Raw genomic sequence first — 19,848 nt, 5'->3', positions numbered from 1 at the left:
GATGCGTACGCTCTGTGCATCCACTCTGATCGGCGAATTCTTCGTGATCGGCTTTGCCGGTCTGGTCGCCATGAAGTTCGACGACCTCTCGATGGCGACGGTCTGGACGGTCTGCGGCGTCGGGATGCTGCTCTCGGTGCTGCTCTGCGGGATGATCGGCCGACCGGGCGGGGTGCAGCTCGGCTGGGCGCTGCAGATCGCGCTGATCGTGAGCGGTTTCGTGGTGCCGACGATGTTCTTCCTGGGTGCGGTCTTCGCGGCGCTGTGGTGGGCCTCGGTCCACTACGGCCGCAAGATCGACGAGGCAAAGGCGTCCTGGGCCGCTCAGGCCTCCTCGGAACCTGACGCTGCGTAATCGACAACTCGTTCGGCCCTGTAGCCTCTGAACTCTTGAATCCGTATATGAAGGAGCTCGTACCGTGAGCCAGCGCACGCTCGTCCTGCTCAAGCCCGACGCCGTACGCCGCGGCCTGGTCGGCGAGATCATCGGCCGTATCGAGGCCAAGGCCGGCTGGACCATCAGCGCGCTGGAGCTGCGCACTCTCGACCGGGAAACCCTCGAGCAGCACTACGGTGAGCACGAGGGCAAGCCCTTCTACGAGCCGCTGGTCGAGTTCATGTCCTCCGGCCCGGTCGTCGCGCTGGTCGTCGACGGCGAGCGGGTCATCGAGGGCGTACGCCAGCTGGCGGGCCCGACCGACCCCATCGCCGCCGCGCCCGGTTCCATTCGCGGTGACTTCGGCACGATCGTCCGGGAGAACCTCATTCACGCCTCGGACTCCGAGGAGTCCGCCATTCGGGAACTCAAGATTTTCTTCCCCGGACTTTCCTGATTGGGCGTCAGCCATACAGCGCTCATGACCTGGGGCGACCGAAGTAATTTCGGTCGCCCCCAGGCATATGGACGAGTATTGCGGGAACGCATCGCTCCGACACCTCGTCACCTAATAGAGAGGTGGTCCACCGCGCGGTGTCCGTGCAGGCGGCACTACGATGGAAGCCTCCACGCCACAGCGCACCCACCTCGCCATCCTGAAAAGCCATCAACGCTCGATTTGGGAAGGCCAGACGCATCCTCATGGGGAACAACATGTCGTTCATCGGCCGTGACATGGCTGTCGACCTCGGGACCGCCAACACGCTGGTGTACGTCAGAGGCCGGGGGATCGTCCTCAACGAGCCGTCGGTCGTCGCCATCAACACCAACACGGGCGGCATCCTGGCGGTCGGCGCCGAGGCGAAGAAGATGATCGGGCGGACACCGGGCAACATCGTTGCCGTCCGGCCGCTGAAGGACGGCGTCATCGCCGACTTCGAGATCACCGAGCGGATGCTCCGCTACTTCATCCTGAAGATCCACAAGCGTCGGTACCTCGCCCGTCCGCGCGTCGTCGTCTGTGTGCCCTCCGGCATCACGGGTGTTGAGCGCCGCGCGGTCATCGAGGCGTCGACGCAGGCGGGCGCCCGGCAGGTGCACATCATCGAGGAGCCCATGGCCGCGGCCATCGGCTCGGGACTCCCGGTTCATGAAGCCACCGGCAACATGGTCGTCGACATCGGTGGCGGGACCACCGAAGTCGCCGTCATCTCACTCGGCGGAATCGTCACAGCACAGTCCATCCGCGTCGCCGGCGACGAGCTGGACAACGCGATCATCCAGCACATCAAGAAGGAGTACTCGCTCCTGCTCGGCGAGCGGACCGCCGAGAACATCAAGATCACCATCGGCTCGGCGTACGACATGGGCAAGGACGAACACACCGAGATCCGCGGCCGTGACCTCGTCTCCGGTCTGCCGAAGACCGTGGTGATCTCCGATGCCGAGGTCCGCAAGGCGATCGAGGAACCGGTCAACGCGATTGTCGACGCCGTGAAGACCACCCTCGACAAGTGCCCCCCGGAGCTCTCCGGCGATGTCATGGACCGCGGCATCGTCCTCACCGGCGGCGGCGCGCTGCTGCGCGGCCTCGACGAGCGGCTGCGCCGCGAAACCGGGATGCCGATCCATATCGCCGAGGATCCGCTGGACTCCGTGGCCCTCGGATCCGGCAAGTGTGTCGAGGAGTTCGAGGCGCTCCAGCAGGTACTGGACGCCCAGCCCCGGCGCTAGTCATGTCTCTTCGCGGAGACCCACGAATCCGCCGTACGGGGGCCTGCCAACCCGTACGGCGGATCGTTGATATACAGACATCAACATTCCTACGAGGAAGGCACGGCCGCCGCACGTGAGGGACACACGAGAGAGCCGGCTGCTCCTGGTGCTGCTGATCGCCATCGCGTTCGCTTTGATCACGGTGGATATCCGCGGAGGCGAGGAGTCACCGGTCGACGGCGCCCGGCAGGCCGCCGCCACGGTCTTCGGACCCGTCGAGAACGGCGTCGCGACAGCGGTCGACCCGATCGGCAACGCCATCGGGGCCGTACGGGACTCCGGCGAGCGCCATGACCGCATCAGCGAGCTGGAGCGGGAGAACGCCGCGCTGAAGCAGAGACTCGGCAGCGACGACCGCAACCGCAGCCGGGTGCGCGAACTCGACACCATGCTCAAGAAGGCGGGCGCCGGCCAGTACGGCATCAAGGGCGCCGAGGTCATCGCCATAGGAGCGGCCCAGGGCTTCTCCTGGACGGTGACCATCGATATCGGCTCCAACGACGGCATCAAGCGCGATATGACCGTCCTCAACGGCGACGGACTCGTCGGCCGGGTCACCACCGTCGGGCCGAACACCTCGACCGTACTGCTCGCCAACGACCCGGACTTCACCGTCGGCACCCGGATGGAGAAGACGGACGAACTGGGCTTCGCCACCGGCCAGGGCGACCGGCCGCTCTCCGTCCAGCTGCTCAACGGCAAGGCCAAGGTGAAGAACGGCGACCGGCTCGTCACCTTCGGCTCACAGGGCGGCAAGCCCTTCGTGCCCGGTGTCCCGGTCGGCGAGGTCGTCCGTGTCGACCCCTCCGGCGGCTCCCTCACCAGGAACATCTATGTCCGCCCCTTCGTCGGCTTCACCCAGCTCGACATCGTCGGCGTCGTCGTCCAGGCGCCCAGGTCCGATCCGCGTGACACGGTCCTGCCGTCCAGGCCCGCCGCGCCCAAGCCCACCCCGACCGTCACGGTGACGGTCACCCCGTCGCCGAACGGCGACGGGGGCGAGCAGGCCCAGGGCAACGTCGGCGCCACAGCTGACGGCAATGGCCAGGACCCGGACAACGCCGGCGGCCAGAACGATGTCGAGTAGTAGGAGCTGATCCGTTCATGCGTTTCAACCGGATGCTGCTCTCCACGACACTCGTCGTGGTCGCCCTCGTCATCCAGGTCTCTGTCCTCGCCCGCCTCCAGCTCCCCGGCGCCGTCCCCGATCTGCTGCTGCTCGTCGTCCTCGGACTCGCCTTTGTGTACGGGCACATGGCCGGCGCGTTCATCGGCTTCGGCGCCGGACTGCTGGCCGACCTCGTCCCGCCCGCCGACCACGCCGCCGGACGCTACGCGCTCGTGCTCTGCGTGATCGGCTACCTCGTCGGCCTGGTGCGCCCCGACAACGGCCAGCTCAGGTCCGCCACCGCACCGATGGTCGCGGTCGTCGCCGCCGCCATCGGATCGACACTGCTGTACGCGGGCGTGGGCGCCCTCGTCGGCGACACCGCGGCCCGCCATGTGGGCCTCGGCAGCCTGCTGTTCACGGCCGCCGTCTACGACCTGCTGCTCGCGCCGTTCACCGTGCCGCTGATCATGGCGCTGGCCAGACGCTCCGAGAACGATCCGCTCGGCGAGAGCCAGAGCAGCGGCGGTGGCGGCGATGTCGCCGCGCGCTGGAACAGCTCCGGCACGGGCCTGCGCATCGGCAAACAGCGCGGACTGCGGGTCAAAGTGACCCGGGCCAGGGTGGCAAGGGCCGGGCGTATCAAGGGAGTCAAGCGACTGTGATCGAGGGGGCAGCGTGAGCAACATTCCGGAGACCGGGCGGACCCCCCGGGTCCAGATCCGGCTCGTCATCATTCAGGTGCTTGTCTTCTCCCTTCTCCTCACCCTCGGCGGACGCCTCTGGTACCTCCAGATCCGCAACGGCCAGGAGTACACCGACGAGGCGAAGAACAACCACGTCCAGCAGGTTGTCCAGCCCGCCGTCCGCGGCTCGATCCTCGACTCCCGCGGTGTCCCGCTCGCCGACAACGAGACCCGCCTCGTCGTCTCCGCCTCGCGCACCGAGCTGATGAAGATGAAGGACGACGGCAAAGGCGTCCTCACCCGGCTCGCCGGTGTCCTCGGCATGAAGCCGAAGGACGTCCTGGACAAGGTCCGGCTCTGCGACGCCAAGACCCCGCAGCCCTGCTGGAACGGCTCGCCCTACCAGCCGATCCCGGTCACCGACGAGGCCAACACCCAGCAGGCCCTGCAGATCCGCGAGCGCGCCGAGGACTTCCCCGGCATCACCGCCGAGCCCACCGCCGTACGCCGCTACACCGGACCGGGAAAGACCAACACCGCGCAGGTCCTCGGCTATCTCTCGCCCGTCACCGACGAGGAGATCACCAAGGCCAAGGACACCGACTCGCCGTTCCTCCGCTCCGACCAGGTCGGCCGCTCCGGCCTCGAGCGCACCTACGACAAGGAGCTGCGCGGTAAGGCCGGCGTCACCCGCTACGAGGTCGACAACCTCGGCCGGGTGATCGGCGAGGCGGCCAGGGACAAGGCCCAGCCCGGCGCCAACCTCGTCACCTCCATCGACGCGCGCGTACAGGCGGTCGCCGAGTACGAGCTCCACAATGCGATGAAGGCCGCCCGCCTGGAGTTCGACAAGAACACCGACAAGAACTACAAGGCCGACGCCGGTGCCGTCGTGGTGATGGAGAACAAGACCGGCCGGATCGTCTCGATGGCCTCCCAGCCGACATACGACCCGAACTCCTGGGTCGGCGGCATCTCCGGCAAGGACTACGCCAAGCTCACCGGCAAGGCCTCCAACTACCCGCTGCTGAACCGCGCGATCCAGGGCCAGGCCGCCCCCGGCTCGATCTTCAAGGTGGTCTCGTCGACGGCCGCGGTCAACGCCGGCTACCCCTTCGACGGCGGCTACCCCTGCCCCAGCTCGTACTCCGTCGGTGGCCAGGTCTTCAAGAACTTCGAGTCCAAGGGCTACGGCAGCATCTCCCTCGGCAGGGCCCTGGAGGTCTCCTGCGACACCGTCTTCTACGGCCTCGCCCACCGGGAATGGCAGAAGGACGGCGGCACCAAGCCCAAGAAGCGCACCAACGACTGGTTCTACAAGACGGCTCACCAGTTCGGCCTCGGCAAGGAGACCGGCATCGACCTCCCCAACGAGGTCAAGGGCCGCGTCCCGGACCGCCGGTGGAAGCAGAACTTCTGGGAGGCCAACAAGGACGGCTGGTGCAAGCAGGGCAAGAAGAACGGCGACTACGTCGAGAAGATCGCGTACGAGAACTGCCTCGAAGGCAACCGGATGCGAGCGGGTGACTCCGTCAACTACTCGATCGGCCAGGGCGACACGCTCGTCACCCCGATCCAGATGGCCACCATCTACTCCGCCATCGCCAACGGCGGCACACTGCACAACCCCACCATCGGCAAGGCCGTCATCAGCGCGGACGGCAAGACCGTGCAGGAGATCAAGCCCACCTCGCACGGCAAGCTGCCGATGAACGCCCGGACCCGGGACCAGATAGACGAAGCCCTCGCGGGAGTCACGACCCGCGGTTCCGCCGCCTGGCGATTCGGCGGCTGGCCGCAGGACAAGATCCCGATGCACGCCAAGACCGGTACCGCCGAGGTCTACGGCAAGCAGACGACCTCCTGGTTCGTCTCGTACACCAAGGACTACACGATCATCATGACGATCGCCCAGGGCGGTACGGGATCCGGCGCCTCGGGTCCCGCCGTACGCAAGATCTACGAGGCGATGTACGGACTCGACGAGAAGGGCGGTCAGGACCTGAAGAAGGCACTGCTGCCCGAGCCGCAGAAGGCGCTTCCGAAGATCGGGGCGGACGGTTCGATCGACGCCCCGAAGATCGAGCCCTACGAGCCGGAGAAGCAGGAGCCCCCGGCCGAGGACCAGCAGCTCGCGGGCCCGCCCGCGCGGAGGGACTGAGACATGGCCGGCTCGAGTGGCTTCTCCGTCTCCGGCTACGGGCCCGAGCGCGGAGGTCTGTGGTCCCAGCTCTCCGCCCGCGGCTCCGTGGTGCGCAGGCTCGACTGGCCGATGCTCTTCTCGGCGCTCGCGCTCTCCTTCGTGGGCGCGCTGCTGGTGTGGTCCGCGACGCGCGGCCGCACCGAGCTCAACCAGGGCGATCCGTACTACTTCCTCTTCCGGCACGCCCTCAACACCGGTATCGGCTTCGCGCTGATGGTCGGCACGATCTGGCTCGGGCACCGCACCCTGCGCGGCGCGGTCCCGGTTCTGTACGGGCTGTCCGTACTGCTCGTCCTGCTGGTGCTCACCCCGCTCGGCGCGACGATCAACGGCGCGCACGCGTGGATCGTGATCGGCGGCGGCTTCTCCCTGCAGCCCTCGGAGTTCGTGAAGATCACGATCATTCTGGGGATGGCGATGATGCTGGCCGCGCGCGTCGACGCCGGCGATCTGCTGCACCCGGACCACCGCACGGTCGCCAAGTCGCTGGGCCTGGCGGCCCTGCCGATGGCGATCGTCATGCTGATGCCGGATCTCGGTTCGGTGATGGTGATGGCGGTGATCGTGCTCGGAGTGCTGCTCGCCTCCGGCGCATCCAACCGCTGGATCCTCGGTCTGATCGCCACCGGAGCCATCGGCGCCGTACTGGTCACCGCGCTCGGACTGCTGGACGAGTACCAGATCAACCGCTTCGCGGCGTTCGCCAACCCGGAGCTCGACCCTGCCGGTGTCGGCTACAACACCAATCAGGCGCGGATCGCGATCGGATCCGGCGGACTGACCGGCACAGGTCTGTTCAAGGGCTCCCAGACCACCGGCCAGTTCGTCCCCGAACAGCAGACGGACTTCGTCTTCACGGTCGCGGGCGAGGAACTCGGCTTCCTCGGCGCGGGCCTGATCCTGCTGCTGCTCGGCGTCGTCCTGTGGCGCGCCTGCCGTATCGCACGCGAGACGACCGAGCTGTACGGCACGATCGTCGCCGCCGGGATCATCGCCTGGTTCGCCTTCCAGGCCTTCGAGAACATCGGGATGACGCTCGGCATCATGCCGGTGGCGGGTCTGCCGCTGCCGTTCGTGTCGTACGGAGGCACCTCGATGTTCGCGGTCTGGATCGCGATCGGGCTGCTGCAGTCGATCCGGGTGCAGCGGCCGATAACTGCGTAGCCCCCGTAACCGCGTAGTCCGGACGGCTCACGCCTGCCCGCCGCTTGAGGGCACAGCACAGCAAGCGCGTCCGCCGGTCGAGGACAGTGCGGTCGCGGAGTGGGTCTGCCGCAAACGAGCTTCGACGACTAAGTTCGGTTCATGGCGGACACCAAGCGCGAGATCGAGCGGAAGTACGAAGCCACCCCCGACACAGGGCTGCCGGACCTGACCCGGGTGGCCGACGTCTCGGCCGTCCACGACAAGGGCGTCGCCGAGCTCGACGCCGTCTACTACGACACGGCAGACCTGCGCCTGGCCGCCGCCTCCATCACCCTGCGCCGCAGAACAGGCGGGACGGACGCGGGCTGGCACCTCAAGCTCCCCGTCGCACCGGATGTGAGGGACGAGATCACCGCGCCGCTGTCCGATGCGGTCCCGCACGTCCTGCAGAGTCTGGTCCGGGCCCGCACCCGGGATGCCGAACTCGTCCCCGTGGTGCGCCTGCGGTCCTCGCGGCACATCCACCATCTGGTCGGCGCGGACGGTGCCCCGCTGGCCGAGTTCAGCAGGGACGGCGTGCGCGCGGAACGCCTCACGGACGGCGGCCGCACGGCGCAGTGGGACGAGATCGAGGTCGAGCTCGCCGACGATGCGGACCCGGCGCTCCTCGACGCGGTCGACAAGAAGCTCCGCAAGGCGGGCCTGCGCCCGGCCCAGTGGCCGTCCAAGCTGGCCAGGGCCTTGGCCGAGACGGCCCCCAAGGAGGGCAAGCACGCGAAAGCGGCCGCGGAGCCAACGGCCCCCGTCCCCGCCGAAGAACCCGTGAACGCAGGCGACTACATCCTCGCCTACCTGCGGGAACAGGCCGACGCCATCCTCGCGTACGACCCCGGCGTGCGCCGCGATCTGCCCGACTCCGTCCATCAGATGCGGGTCGCCACCAGACGGCTGCGCAGCGCGTTCAAGACGTACCGCAAGATCATCGATCGCACCGTCACCGACCCGATCGGCGAGGAGCTCAAATGGCTGGCCGGTGAACTGGGCATCGCCCGTGACCACGAGGTGCTCACCGAACGGCTGCGCTCCCGGATCGACGCCCTGCCCAGGACGCTGCTGCTCGGCCCGGTGCGCGGGCGGCTGCGTATCTGGACCGTCGCCCGTGGCTCGGGCGCGCGCCGCAAGGCCACTACCGTACTCGACAGCAAGCGGTACCTCGCGCTGCTCGATGCGCTGGACACGCTGCTCGCCGACCCTCCGTTGCTGAAGGCCGCGTTCGGCACGACCGCCAGGGTCATCCCCAAGGCCGTCCTCAAGGGCTACGACCGGCTGGCCGCCCGGGTCGACCACGCCCTCGCGCTCCCCCCGGGACACGAACGCGACCTGGCGATGCACGACGCCCGCAAGGCCGCCAAGCGCGCCCGGTACGCGGGCGAGGCGGCGACCCCCGCGCTCGGCAAGCCCGCCAAACGGTTCGCCAAGCGGATGAAGGACGTGCAAACGGTGCTCGGCGACCACCAGGACAGCGTCGTCGCCCGCGAGGCGCTGCGGGATCTCGGGATCCAGGCGCACGCGGCCGGGGAGTCGGCCTTCACCTGGGGACTGCTGTACGGCCAGGAGGAGGCCCAGGCCGCCGAGCGGGAGCGGGAGCTGCCCGAGGTGTGGCAGAAGGCTTCGGACGAAGATCTTCGCGCGGCGCTGAGCCACTGAGCCTCGGGGTACGCTTGATGGTCACCCCTGCCCGCTCACGAGAGACACCACGATGCCTGTCGAGTCGGTCTTCCCACGCCTGGAAGCGCTTCTCCCGCACGTCCAGAAGCCGATCCAGTACGTCGGTGGAGAGCTCAACTCCACCGTCAAGGACTGGGACGCCTGCGATGTCCGCTGGGCACTCATGTACCCGGACGCGTATGAGGTCGGACTGCCCAATCAGGGCGTCATGATCCTCTACGAGGTACTCAACGAGCGTGCGGGCGTGCTCGCAGAGCGCACCTACAGCGTCTGGCCGGACCTCGAAGAGCTCATGCGCGAGCACAAGGTCCCGCAGTTCACCGTGGACGCGCACCGTCCCGTGAAGGCCTTCGACGTCTTCGGGCTGAGCTTCTCCACCGAGCTCGGCTACACCAACATGCTCACCGCCCTGGACCTCGCGGGCATCCCGCTCGAGTCGAGGGACCGTACGGTCGACGACCCGATCGTGCTCGCGGGCGGCCACGCCGCATTCAACCCCGAGCCGATCGCGGACTTCATCGACTGCGCGGTCATCGGCGACGGTGAGCAGGCCGTCCTCGACATGACCGAGATCATCCGCGCCTGGAAGGCCGAGGGCCGGCCGGGCGGGCGCGAGGAAGTCCTCTTCCGCCTCGCGAAGACCGGCAATGTCTACGTCCCGCGCTTCTACGACGTCGAGTACCTGCCCGACGGCCGGATCGGCCGCGTCGTCCCGAACAAGTCCGGTGTCCCGTGGCGTGTGTCCAAGCACACGGTGATGGACCTCGACGAGTGGCCGTACCCCAAGCAGCCCCTCGTGCCGCTCGCCGAGACCGTCCATGAGCGGATGTCGGTCGAGATCTTCCGCGGCTGCACCCGCGGCTGCCGCTTCTGCCAGGCCGGCATGATCACGCGCCCTGTGCGGGAACGAAGCATCACCGGCATCGGCGACATGGTCGAGAAGGGCCTGAAGGCGACCGGCTTCGAGGAGGTCGGCCTGCTCTCGCTCTCCTCCGCGGACCACAGTGAGATCGGCGACATCGCCAAGGGCCTGGCCGACCGGTACGAGGAGGACAAGATCGGTCTGTCCCTCCCGTCCACCCGTGTCGACGCGTTCAACGTGGACCTCGCCAACGAGCTGACCAGGAACGGCCGTCGGTCCGGTCTGACCTTCGCCCCCGAGGGCGGCTCCGAGCGCATGCGCAAGGTCATCAACAAGATGGTCTCGGAAGAGGACCTGATCCGCACGGTCTCGACGGCGTACGGCAACGGCTGGCGTCAGGTGAAGCTGTACTTCATGTGCGGCCTGCCCACCGAGACCGACGAGGATGTGCTGCAGATCGGCGACATGGCGGTCAAGGTCATCGCCGAGGGCCGCAAGGTCTCCGGCCAGAACGACATCCGCTGCACCGTCTCGATCGGCGGCTTCGTGCCCAAGCCGCACACGCCCTTCCAGTGGGCCCCGCAGCTGTCGGCGGAGGAGACGGACGCGCGTCTGGAGAAGCTGCGCGACAAGATCCGCGGCGACAAGAAGTACGGCCGCTCGATCGGCTTCCGCTACCACGACGGCAAGCCCGGCATCGTCGAGGGCCTGCTCTCGCGCGGTGACCGCCGTGTCGGCTCCGTCATCCGCGCCGTCTACGAGGACGGCGGCCGCTTCGACGGCTGGCGCGAGCACTTCTCGTACGACCGGTGGATGGCGTGCGCCGCCAAGACGCTGCCCGAATTCGGGGTGGACGTCGACTGGTACACCACCCGTGAGCGCACGTACGAGGAGGTCCTGCCCTGGGACCATCTGGACTCCGGTCTCGACAAGGACTGGCTCTGGGAGGACTGGCAGGACTCGCTGGACGAGACCGAGGTCGAGGACTGCCGCTGGACGCCGTGCTTCGACTGCGGTGTCTGCCCGCAGATGGACACGTCCATCCAGATCGGCCCGACCGGCAAGAAACTGCTGCCGCTGACGGTCGTCAAGTAACACCTGAAGGAGCACCTGCGCGAAGGCCCGGCCCTGGGATACCCCGTGGCCGGGCCTTCGTGTGTCCCCGGCACAATCCGGCGTTGCCTCAAAAAGCGCAGGTACTGGATCCGGACGGGGCTGTAGCGCGTCATGTCCGACATGGAGTTCGAGAAGTCGCCTCAGACCTACGGGAGTCATCAGGCACCCGCGCACTATCAGCCCGGCCCGGGCTGTCTGACCACGGTCATCCGGATTCCGGTGCGGATCGTGGTGCTGCTCGTCGTGCTTCCCGTGCGGATGGTCTGGGACGTTCTCGTCGTCTGCGCGCTCGCCGCCGACCGCATACTGCTGCGACCGCTCCGCCGGGCGCTGACCTGGGTGTACGAGAACGTCCTCACGCCGATCGGACACGGTCTGGCATGGCTCGCGGCCTTCATCGGCAAGGCGCTGTTCGTCTGGCCGTGGGTCGCGCTGTGGCGGTACGTCCTGGTGCCGGTGGTGTTGTACGGGCTGGTGGTGCCGCTGGTGTGGATTTACCGGCAGTTGCTCACCCCGCTCGGCCATGGCATCGCCTGGCTCGTGGAGCATCTGCTTCTCGCGCCCGCGCGCTGGATCCACCGCCGGCTGCTCACGCCTGCCGGGCACGGCATCGCCACGGTGCTCGGGTGGCTGGGCAGGGCGCTGTTCGTCTGGCCGTGGGTCGCGCTGTGGCGGTACGTCCTGGTGCCGGTGGTGATGTACGGGCTTGTGGTGCCGCTGGTGTGGATTTACCGGCAGTTGCTCACCCCGCTCGGCCACGGCATCGCCTGGCTTGTGAGCACCGTGTGCCGCGGTGTGTGGACGGCGGTCGCCTGGCTCGTTGTGACGCTGCTCGTCACGCCCGTCGCCTGGTTGTACCGCCATGTCCTCGCTCCGGTCGGCCGGGAGATCGCCGACGCGATCGGCGTCGCCTGGAGAATCGCCGGACACCTTTCGCGCGCCGTCGGCCGGGCCGTCAAGTGGCTCGCCCGGAACCTCGTCGCGCGGCCGGTGCGCTGGTTCTACCAGTACGTCTGCACCCCCCTGGGGCACGCGGTGCGTGACGGCGTCTGGCGTCCGGTCAAGAAGACCGCGGTCGAGGCGGGCCGGGCGGCGCGGGCCGCGCTCCGGTCGGCCGGTGAAATGATGCGGCAGGCGCGGCGCGACGCCTGGAGGGCACTCGTCGGCGCGTCACCGGCCTCGAAGCCCGTGGAACCGGTAGTGCGGCAGGCGCGTACGCTGGGTAGTACAACGACTGTTCCCGGCGTGGCGGCCGACCCCGAGATCTCCCTGCACCAGCAGGGGTGAGCCGGGCGGCCCCCAAGGAACACCCCCGCACGTCCGAGGGCGGGCGCGCCACCCGCGCCCGCCCCGCACCGAGGAGAAGAACCACTGGGCAAGCGACAGCCCGAAGGCCCGCCGCCCGCACCGGCAGTGCAGCGCATCCGACTGCGCTACACCAAGCGCGGCCGCCTCCGGTTCACCAGCCACCGCGACTTCCAGCGTGCTTTCGAGCGCGCTCTGCGCCGTGCCGAGGTGCCCATGGCGTACTCGGCGGGCTTCACCCCGCACCCCAAGGTCTCGTACGCCAATGCCGCACCCACCGGCACGGGCAGCGAGGCCGAATACCTGGAGATCGCTCTCACCGAGCACCGCGACCCGGACAAGCTGCGTGAGCTGCTCGACGAGTCGCTGCCCGGCGGGCTCGACATCACCGACGCCGTCGAGGCCCGGACCTCGGGTCTCGCCGACCGGCTCACCGCATCCGTGTGGGAGCTGCGGCTCGACGGCGTGCCCGTCGAGGACGCCGAGAAGGCCGTTTCCGGCTTCCTCTCCGCCGAGACCGTCGAGGTCGAGCGGAAGACGAAGAACGGCATGCGGACCTTCGACGCACGAGGTGCCGTGGCGGAGCTGCAGGCGCTCCATCCCCAGGCCGACGCAAGCGTCGGCTCCACTGGAGCGGCTACCGCCGCGCTCATCAATAGGTCGGGGGACGGGCCCTGTGCGATACTGCGGCTGGTTGTTCGGCACGTGACACCTGCTGTGCGACCCGACGACGTCCTGTCCGGTCTCCGAGCTGTGGCCGACCTGGCGCCGCCGGTCCCCGCAGCGGTGACCAGGCTGGCGCAGGGGCTCTTCGACGAGGAGTCCGGCACGGTGACCGACCCGCTCGCGCCCGACCGCGAGGCAGTTCTGGCCGCTCCACCCACGGCCGCCGGAACAGCCGCCGCGACGGCGCCGGAAGGTCCCGCCGCGTAAGGGCAGTCGTTGTAGCGCAGCCCTGGTACTCGGGAGCCACCTGGGTCGGGCCGCGCACTGACAGGAGACTTTCGCCAGGCCGTACGTACATCGCGTACGGAACCGGCGAGCCATACATCAGCTCCCGTGCGGCGCCCGCGCCCCGGACGGCGGCTCCGCGCACATCACGCGGGCCGTGGCCGGACCGGAATCAGGCGCGGCGCCCGGGAGCGTGACGGGAGAACCGCCCGCATGCTCGAGCCGAACGAATCCGGCACCGCCGGAGACACAGAGAACAATTCCCCCAGCGACACGTTGCCGCCGCGCCGCAGGCGCCGCGCCGCGTCGCGTCCCGCAGGACCGCCGACCGCGGCCGCGGGCACCAAGGGCGCCGTGGAAGCCACGGACGTCGCTGACGTTGCCGACGTCACTGAGAGCGTCGCTCCGGCCGCAGCGGCCGTGGAGAGCACCGAGAGCGCCGAGCCGGAGGCCGCCGCGCCGCGTACGCGCCGTCGTGCGGCTCGTAAGGCGACCGCGCCTGCCGGTGCGCCGCAGTCGGTCGAGGCCGCTGAGCCCGAGGCGCCCGCCGCCGAGGTGTCCGAGCCCGAGCCGGAGGCCGCCGCGCCGCGTACCCGTCGTCGTGCGACCCGTAAGGCCACCGCGCCCGAGCCGGTCGCCGAAGCCGTGCCCGAAGCCGTGCCCGCAGCCGAGGACCAGGCCGAGACCCCGGCCGAGGCCCCCGCGCCGCGTGGCCGTGCCCGCCGCCGGGCCTCCGCGCCCGCCGGTGCGCCGCAGGCCCCCGAGGCCACGGAGACCGCCGAGGCTGCGGAGACCGCCGAGACCGCCGAGACCGCCGAGCCCGCGGAGGAGGCGGCCCCCACGGGCCGTACCCGCCGCCGCGCCACCCGTAAGGCCACCGCGCCCGCCGGCGCACCGCAGGCCGACGAGAACGGCGTCGCCGACGCGGGCGAGAGCCTGCCGCAGGACGTGGTGGCACAGATCGCCGCGGACGAGGCCGAGGTCGCGGCCGCCGAGAAGGCGGCGACACGGGGCCGTACGCGCCGCCGTGCCGTCTCGCCCGAGTTCACCGCCCAGCCGAAGGCCGCCAAGGCCGACCAGGGCGAGAAGGCTGAGAAGGCTGAGAAGGCCGAGAAGAGCGAGGCGCCCGCGCGTGGCCGCCGCGCCACCCGGCCCGCCGTCGCCGTCTTCCAGGCCCCGGTCTTCACCGAGCCGATGTTCCAGACCCCGGAGACGGCCGCCGCGGCCGCCGCCGCTGCCGTGGAGACGGAGCCGGAGGAGGACGAGGAGTACGTCGAGCCGGTCGCCGAGCCCGTCGCTGCCGAGCCCGCCGGACGTCGCCGTCGCCGCCGCCGTGGCGAGCCCGCCGAGCCCGTCGAGGCCCCGGCGCCCGTGGCGCAGGAGGCCGAGCCCGAGGCGGAGACCGAGTCCGGGCAGGCCGCCGAGGCCGGTGAGGGCGAGGAGTCGGACGAGTTCGAGGACCGCCCGTCGCGTCGTCGCCGCCGTGGCGGCCGTCGCCGTCGCCGTGGCGAGCCCGCCGACGCCGACGAGACCTCGGAGGAGGCCGACGAGGCCGCCGCCGAGGACGTCCAGGACGACGAGGAAGCCGCGGACGACGAGGAGCAGGGCGACACCGAGACCCCCTCGGCCGCCGGCACCAGCAGCAGCCGGCGCCGGCGCCGCCGTCGTCGTCGCAGCGGTGACTCCGGGCCCGAGGACGAGACGGGTTCGGGCGACCCCGAGCGTACGGTCGTCAAGGTCCGCGAGCCGCGCGCCCCGCGTACCAAGAGCGACGAGCCGTCCGACGAGGTGCAGTCCATCAAGGGCTCGACCCGTCTGGAGGCGAAGAAGCAGCGCCGCCGCGAGGGCCGCGAGCAGGGCCGCCGCCGGGTGCCGATCATCACGGAGGCCGAGTTCCTGGCCCGCCGTGAGGCCGTCGAGCGTGTGATGGTCGTCCGGCAGAACGGCGAGCGCACCCAGATCGGCGTGCTCGAGGACAACGTGCTCGTCGAGCACTACGTCAACAAGGAGCAGGCCACCTCGTACGTCGGCAATGTCTACCTGGGCAAGGTGCAGAACGTACTGCCGTCCATGGAGGCCGCGTTCGTCGACATCGGCAAGGGGCGCAACGCCGTCCTGTACGCCGGCGAGGTCAACTTCGAGGCGCTGGGCATGGCCAACGGCCCGCGCCGTATCGAGGCCGCGCTCAAGTCCGGCCAGTCGGTCCTCGTCCAGGTGACCAAGGACCCGATCGGCCACAAGGGCGCCCGCCTGACCAGCCAGGTCTCGCTGCCCGGCCGCTACCTGGTCTATGTGCCCGAGGGCTCGATGACCGGCATCAGCCGCAAGCTGCCCGACACCGAGCGTGCGCGTCTGAAGACCATCCTCAAGAAGATCGTTCCCGAGGACGCGGGCGTCATCGTGCGTACCGCCGCCGAGGGCGCGAGCGAGGACGAGCTGCGCCGCGACGTCGAGCGGCTGCAGGCGCAGTGGGAGGACATCCAGAAGAAGTCCAAGAGCGGCAATGCCCCGACGCTGCTCTACGGCGAGCCGGACATGACCGTCCGCGTCGTCCGCGACATCTTCAACGAGGACTTCTCCAAGGTCATCGTCAGCGGTGACGAGGCGTGGGACACCATCCACGGCTATGTCTCGCACGTCGCGCCGGACCTGGTCGACCGCCTGCAGCGGTGGACCAGTGAGGTCGACGTCTTCGCGTCGAACCGCATCGACGAGCAGCTGATGAAGGCGCTGGACCGCAAGGTCTGGCTGCCGAGCGGTGGCTCGCTGGTGATCGACAAGACCGAGGCCATGATCGTGGTCGACGTCAACACCGGGAAGTTCACCGGCCAGGGCGGCAACCTCGAGGAGACCGTCACCAGGAACAACCTGGAGGCGGCCGAGGAGATCGTGCGCCAGCTGCGGCTGCGCGACCTGGGCGGCATCGTCGTCGTCGACTTCATCGACATGGTGCTGGAGTCCAACCGGGACCTGGTCATGCGGCGGCTGCTCGAGTGCCTGGGCCGCGACCGTACGAAGCACCAGGTGGCCGAGGTCACCTCGCTGGGCCTGGTCCAGATGACCCGTAAGCGGGTGGGCCAGGGTCTCCTGGAGTCCTTCTCCGAGACCTGCGTCCACTGCAACGGCCGCGGTGTGATCGTGCACATGGAGCAGCCGACCACCGCCGGTGGCGGTGGCGGCGGCAAGCGCTCCAAGAAGCGCGGCCGCGGCGGTGCGGAGCACGTGCACGAGCTCGAGCACGAGGCCGTCGTCGAGACCGAGGCCGAGACCGAGGCGGAGATCGCCGCCGAGGTGGCTGCCCCGGTGGCGCTGGCGGAGCCCGAGTTCGTGCCGGACGAGGAGCTGTACAGCAGCGCCGCGGAGGCGGAGGCGGCCGCGACGCGCGGTCGTGGCCGCCGCCGGGCGACGCGTAAGGCGACGGCTCCGGCCGGTGCGCCGAAGGCCGCGGAGGCAGCGGAGGCAAAGGCCGCGGAGGTCACGGTCGCCGAGCCGAGGGCCGAGGAGCCGAAGGCCCTGGAGGTCACGTCCGTGGCCCCGGTCGCCGAGTCGGCGGCGCCCGCGGAGGAGGCGGCCCCGACGGGCCGTACCCGCCGCCGGGCGACCCGTAAGGCGACGGCTCCGGCCGGCTCCCCGGCGACGTCGGAGCCGACGGTCGTGGAGACCACGGTCAAGGAGAGCGCCGCCGAGCCCGAGCCCGAGCCCGAGGCGAAGGCCGAGGCCGAGGCGCCCGTCGTGGCTCCCGCAGTCGAGGAGGCTCCCGTCGCCGCCCCGCCGCGTGCGCGCCGCCGGGTGACCCGCAAGGTCACCGCTCCCGCCGGTTCGCCCTCGGGCGCGGAGGAGGCCGCGATCGTCGTGGTCGCCGCCACGCACGAGTCGCAGGCGGAGCCGGAGGCCGGCACGGCGGAGACCACGGAGACCGAGAACGAGGCTCCGGCCAAGAAGACGGCCCGCAAGGCCGCCAAGAAGGCCACCGCGAAGAAGGCCGCCACCAAGAAGACGGCGGCCAAGAAGACCGCGGCGAAGAAGACGACCGCCAAGAAGGCCACGGCGAAGAAGACCGCGGCCGCCGAGCAGCAGACGCTGTCGTCGGTGTCGGCATCGACCGACAGCTGAACGGCTGAACAGTTGATGAGGCTTCAGTGAACGGACCGTGTCCCACCCCGCAGCCCGCGGGGTGGGACGTGGTTTTTGTCGCCGAATCGATGCGATGCTGCGTTAACAGCCCCGAAATTCGCTAGGATATCCCTGATAATGTGACGGCGGTCGCTGCCGGGTGCGGTCCCGTTCCGGACACTACGGTGGGTGACCGGCCCGGTTCGGGACAAGACCGGTCCCAGAATCCTTGGTAGGGCGTCGGCTTCGCGCCGGAGGGGTTTGCGCGGCCTCGTGAGACGTCCGCACGGCCCCTGATCCTCTGCCATAAAGAGTTCAGCGGTGTTCAAGGAGGACGTCCATGACGAGCAGCAACCAGCAGCCCATTCCCGCTGCCCGCCCGGTCATCGGTGAGGAAGAGATCGAGGCGGCGGTACGCGTACTGCGTTCCGGCAGGGTCGTACAGGGCCCGGAGGTGGCGGCATTCGAGGAGGGCTTCTCGGAGCTGGTCGAGGGGCGCCATTGCGTGGCCGTCAACTCGGGTACCTCCGCACTGCACCTCCTTCTGCTGGCACTTGGTATCGGTCCGGGTGACGAAGTAATCGTTCCTTCGTTCTCGTTCGCCGCCTCGGCGAACGCGGTCCGCCTGGTCGGCGCCGACGTCGTCTTCGCCGACATCGAGCCCGGCAGCTACGGCCTGGACCCGGCGGCGGTCGAGGCCGCCATCACGCCGCGCACCGCCGCGATCATGCCGGTGCACCTCTACGGCCACCCGGCCGCGATGGACAAGATCATGCCCATCGCCGCCAAGCACAAGCTGGCCGTGGTCGAGGACGCCTGCCAGGCGCACGCCGCGGCGCTGAACGGCACCCCGGTCGGCGCCTTCGGCTCCGGCGGCACGTTCAGCTTCTACCCGACCAAGAACATGCACTCCCTCGAGGGCGGCATGATCTCCACCGGTGACGCCGAGGTCGCCCGCACCCTGCGCCTGCTGCGCAACCAGGGCATGGAGCAGCGGTACGCCAACGAGATCGTCGGCGCCAACATGCGGATGACCGACGTCGCCGCCGCCGTCGGCCGCGTACAGCTGTCGAAGTTGGGCGGCTGGACCGAGCAGCGCATCGCCAACGCCGCGTACCTCACCGAGCACATCACGGCGCCGAACGTGCAGACCCCGACGGTCGCCGAGGGCGCGCGCCACATCTACCACCAGTACACGATCCGGATCACAGGGGACCGCGACGCCGCGATGGCGAAGCTCACCGAGGCGGGCGTCGGCAACGCCGTGTACTACCCGACCCCGATCCACCGGCTGAAGCCGTACTGGGAGCCGGACCAGAAGGCCGGCCGTAACTGGGACCTGCCCGAGACCGGGCGCGCGGCCTCCGAGGTCGTCTCGCTGCCGGTGCATCCTTCGCTGACCGCGGAGGACCTCGAGCGCATCGTCGCCGCCGTGAACGATCTTGGAGAGAATCTGTGACCACCCGGGGACTGCGAGCCGGCCTGATCGGCCTCGGCTCGATGGGCCGCCACCACGCCCGCGTACTCGCCGGTCTCGAGGGCGTGGAGCTTGTCGCCGTCGTCGACCCGATGGGTGACAAGAACGGCTGGGGGCAGGGCGCCCCTGTGCTGTCGACCGTCGAGGAGCTCATCGCGCTCGGCATCGACTACGCCGTCGTGGCCTGCCCGACCGCCCTGCACGAGGAAGTCGGTCTCAAGCTCGCCGAGGCCGGTGTCGGCGCGCTGGTCGAGAAGCCGGTCGCGGACACCGTGGAAGGCGCCCGCCGCCTCGTCGAGGCCTTCGAGTCGCGCGGCCTGGTCGCCGGCGTCGGCCACATCGAGCGCTGCAACCCCGCGCTGCGCTCGCTGCGCCAGCGACTGGAGGCCGGCGAGCTCGGCGACGTCTACCAGGTCGTCACCCGCCGCCAGGGCCCCTTCCCGCACCGCATCGCCGATGTCGGCGTGGTAAAGGACCTCGCCACCCACGACATCGACCTCACCGGGTGGGTGACGGGTCAGACGTACACCTCGATCTCCGCCCGTACGGTCTCCAAGTCGGGCCGTCCGCACGAGGACATGGTCTCCGCGGTCGGTCAGCTCTCCGACGGCACCATGGTCAACCACCTGGTCAACTGGCTGAGCCCGCTCAAGGAGCGGTTCACCTCGGTCACCGGTGAGAAGGGCTGCTTCATCGCGGACACCCTCACCGCCGACCTGACCTTCTACTCCAACGCCGCCCAGGCCACCGAGTGGGAGGCCCTGCAGGCCTTCCGCGGTGTCGCCGAGGGCGACATGATCCGCTACGCCATCCCGAAGCGTGAGCCGCTGCTGGTTGAGCACGAGCTCTTCCGTGACGCGGTCCTCGGCAAGTCCACGGACATCTGCACGCTCCGCCAGGGCCTTCGTACGGTCGAGGTGGCAGCCGCGGTGCTGGAATCCGCTTCGCTCGGCATCACCGTCGATCTCTCCGCGCACGCCGCGGCCCAGTAGGGCGAGGAG

General features: G+C 69.7%; 14 protein-coding genes. All 14 read left to right on the top strand.

Annotation, left to right across the window (positions count from 1 at the left end):
- Nucleotide 1 precedes the first annotated feature (1 nt).
- The 14 genes from OG735_RS14560 (at nt 2) to OG735_RS14495 (ending at nt 19,839) form a co-directional block, all read left to right on the top strand.
- A complete protein-coding gene (locus tag OG735_RS14560; RefSeq protein WP_327323600.1) occupies nt 2–355 on the top strand; it encodes a DUF4233 domain-containing protein in 354 nt (117 codons plus the stop codon).
- 64 nt (nt 356–419) lie between these two features.
- Nucleotides 420–833 (top strand): nucleoside-diphosphate kinase, encoded by a 414-nt coding sequence (gene ndk / locus OG735_RS14555; protein ID WP_327323599.1) that lies wholly within the window; start codon nt 420–422, stop codon nt 831–833.
- 257 nt (nt 834–1,090) lie between these two features.
- Nucleotides 1,091–2,110: a rod shape-determining protein gene (locus tag OG735_RS14550; RefSeq protein ID WP_327328312.1), complete on the top strand. Its 1,020-nt coding sequence runs from the start codon at nt 1,091–1,093 to the stop codon at nt 2,108–2,110.
- A gap of 115 nt (nt 2,111–2,225) precedes the next feature.
- Nucleotides 2,226–3,239 carry a rod shape-determining protein MreC gene (gene mreC / locus OG735_RS14545; protein ID WP_327323598.1) on the top strand — a complete coding sequence of 338 codons (1,014 nt, stop codon included), beginning with the start codon at nt 2,226–2,228 and terminating at the stop codon, nt 3,237–3,239.
- 17 nt (nt 3,240–3,256) lie between these two features.
- Nucleotides 3,257–3,925 carry a rod shape-determining protein MreD gene (gene mreD / locus OG735_RS14540; RefSeq protein ID WP_327323597.1) on the top strand — a complete coding sequence of 223 codons (669 nt, stop codon included), beginning with the start codon at nt 3,257–3,259 and terminating at the stop codon, nt 3,923–3,925.
- 13 nt (nt 3,926–3,938) lie between these two features.
- Nucleotides 3,939–6,107 (top strand): penicillin-binding protein 2, encoded by a 2,169-nt coding sequence (mrdA, locus tag OG735_RS14535; protein WP_327323596.1) that lies wholly within the window; start codon nt 3,939–3,941, stop codon nt 6,105–6,107.
- Between the two features lie 3 nt (nt 6,108–6,110).
- On the top strand, nt 6,111–7,313 hold the full coding sequence (gene rodA, locus OG735_RS14530) for a rod shape-determining protein RodA (RefSeq protein ID WP_327323595.1): 1,203 nt from the start codon (nt 6,111–6,113) through the stop codon (nt 7,311–7,313).
- 141 nt (nt 7,314–7,454) lie between these two features.
- Nucleotides 7,455–9,002, top strand: a complete 1,548-nt coding sequence (locus OG735_RS14525) for a CYTH and CHAD domain-containing protein (protein WP_327323594.1) — start codon at nt 7,455–7,457, stop codon at nt 9,000–9,002.
- Between the two features lie 52 nt (nt 9,003–9,054).
- Nucleotides 9,055–10,980, top strand: a complete 1,926-nt coding sequence (locus OG735_RS14520; protein WP_327323593.1) for a TIGR03960 family B12-binding radical SAM protein — start codon at nt 9,055–9,057, stop codon at nt 10,978–10,980.
- 132 nt (nt 10,981–11,112) lie between these two features.
- The gene (locus tag OG735_RS14515; RefSeq protein WP_327323592.1) at nt 11,113–12,288 is read left to right on the top strand and encodes a hypothetical protein; all 1,176 of its coding nucleotides are present in this window, start codon (nt 11,113–11,115) and stop codon (nt 12,286–12,288) included.
- Nucleotides 12,289–12,414: 126 nt separating this feature from the next.
- Nucleotides 12,415–13,239, top strand: a complete 825-nt coding sequence (locus OG735_RS14510) for a TIGR03936 family radical SAM-associated protein (RefSeq protein WP_327323591.1) — start codon at nt 12,415–12,417, stop codon at nt 13,237–13,239.
- A 231-nt stretch (nt 13,240–13,470) separates the two neighbouring features.
- Nucleotides 13,471–17,370, top strand: coding sequence for an Rne/Rng family ribonuclease (locus OG735_RS14505; protein WP_327323590.1), 3,900 nt, complete (start codon nt 13,471–13,473; stop codon nt 17,368–17,370).
- A gap of 340 nt (nt 17,371–17,710) precedes the next feature.
- Nucleotides 17,711–18,829, top strand: coding sequence for a DegT/DnrJ/EryC1/StrS family aminotransferase (locus OG735_RS14500; protein ID WP_327323589.1), 1,119 nt, complete (start codon nt 17,711–17,713; stop codon nt 18,827–18,829).
- A complete protein-coding gene (locus OG735_RS14495) occupies nt 18,826–19,839 on the top strand; it encodes a Gfo/Idh/MocA family protein (RefSeq protein WP_327323588.1) in 1,014 nt (337 codons plus the stop codon). Before OG735_RS14500 ends, OG735_RS14495 begins: the two co-directional genes overlap by 4 nt.
- The last annotated feature ends 9 nt before the right edge of the window (nt 19,840–19,848 follow it).

It is taken from the genome of Streptomyces sp. NBC_01210 (assembly GCF_036010325.1).
Lineage (GTDB): Bacteria > Actinomycetota > Actinomycetes > Streptomycetales > Streptomycetaceae > Streptomyces.
Note: the sequence above shows the minus strand (reverse complement) of the source record. Positions and strands in the feature narration are given on the sequence as shown.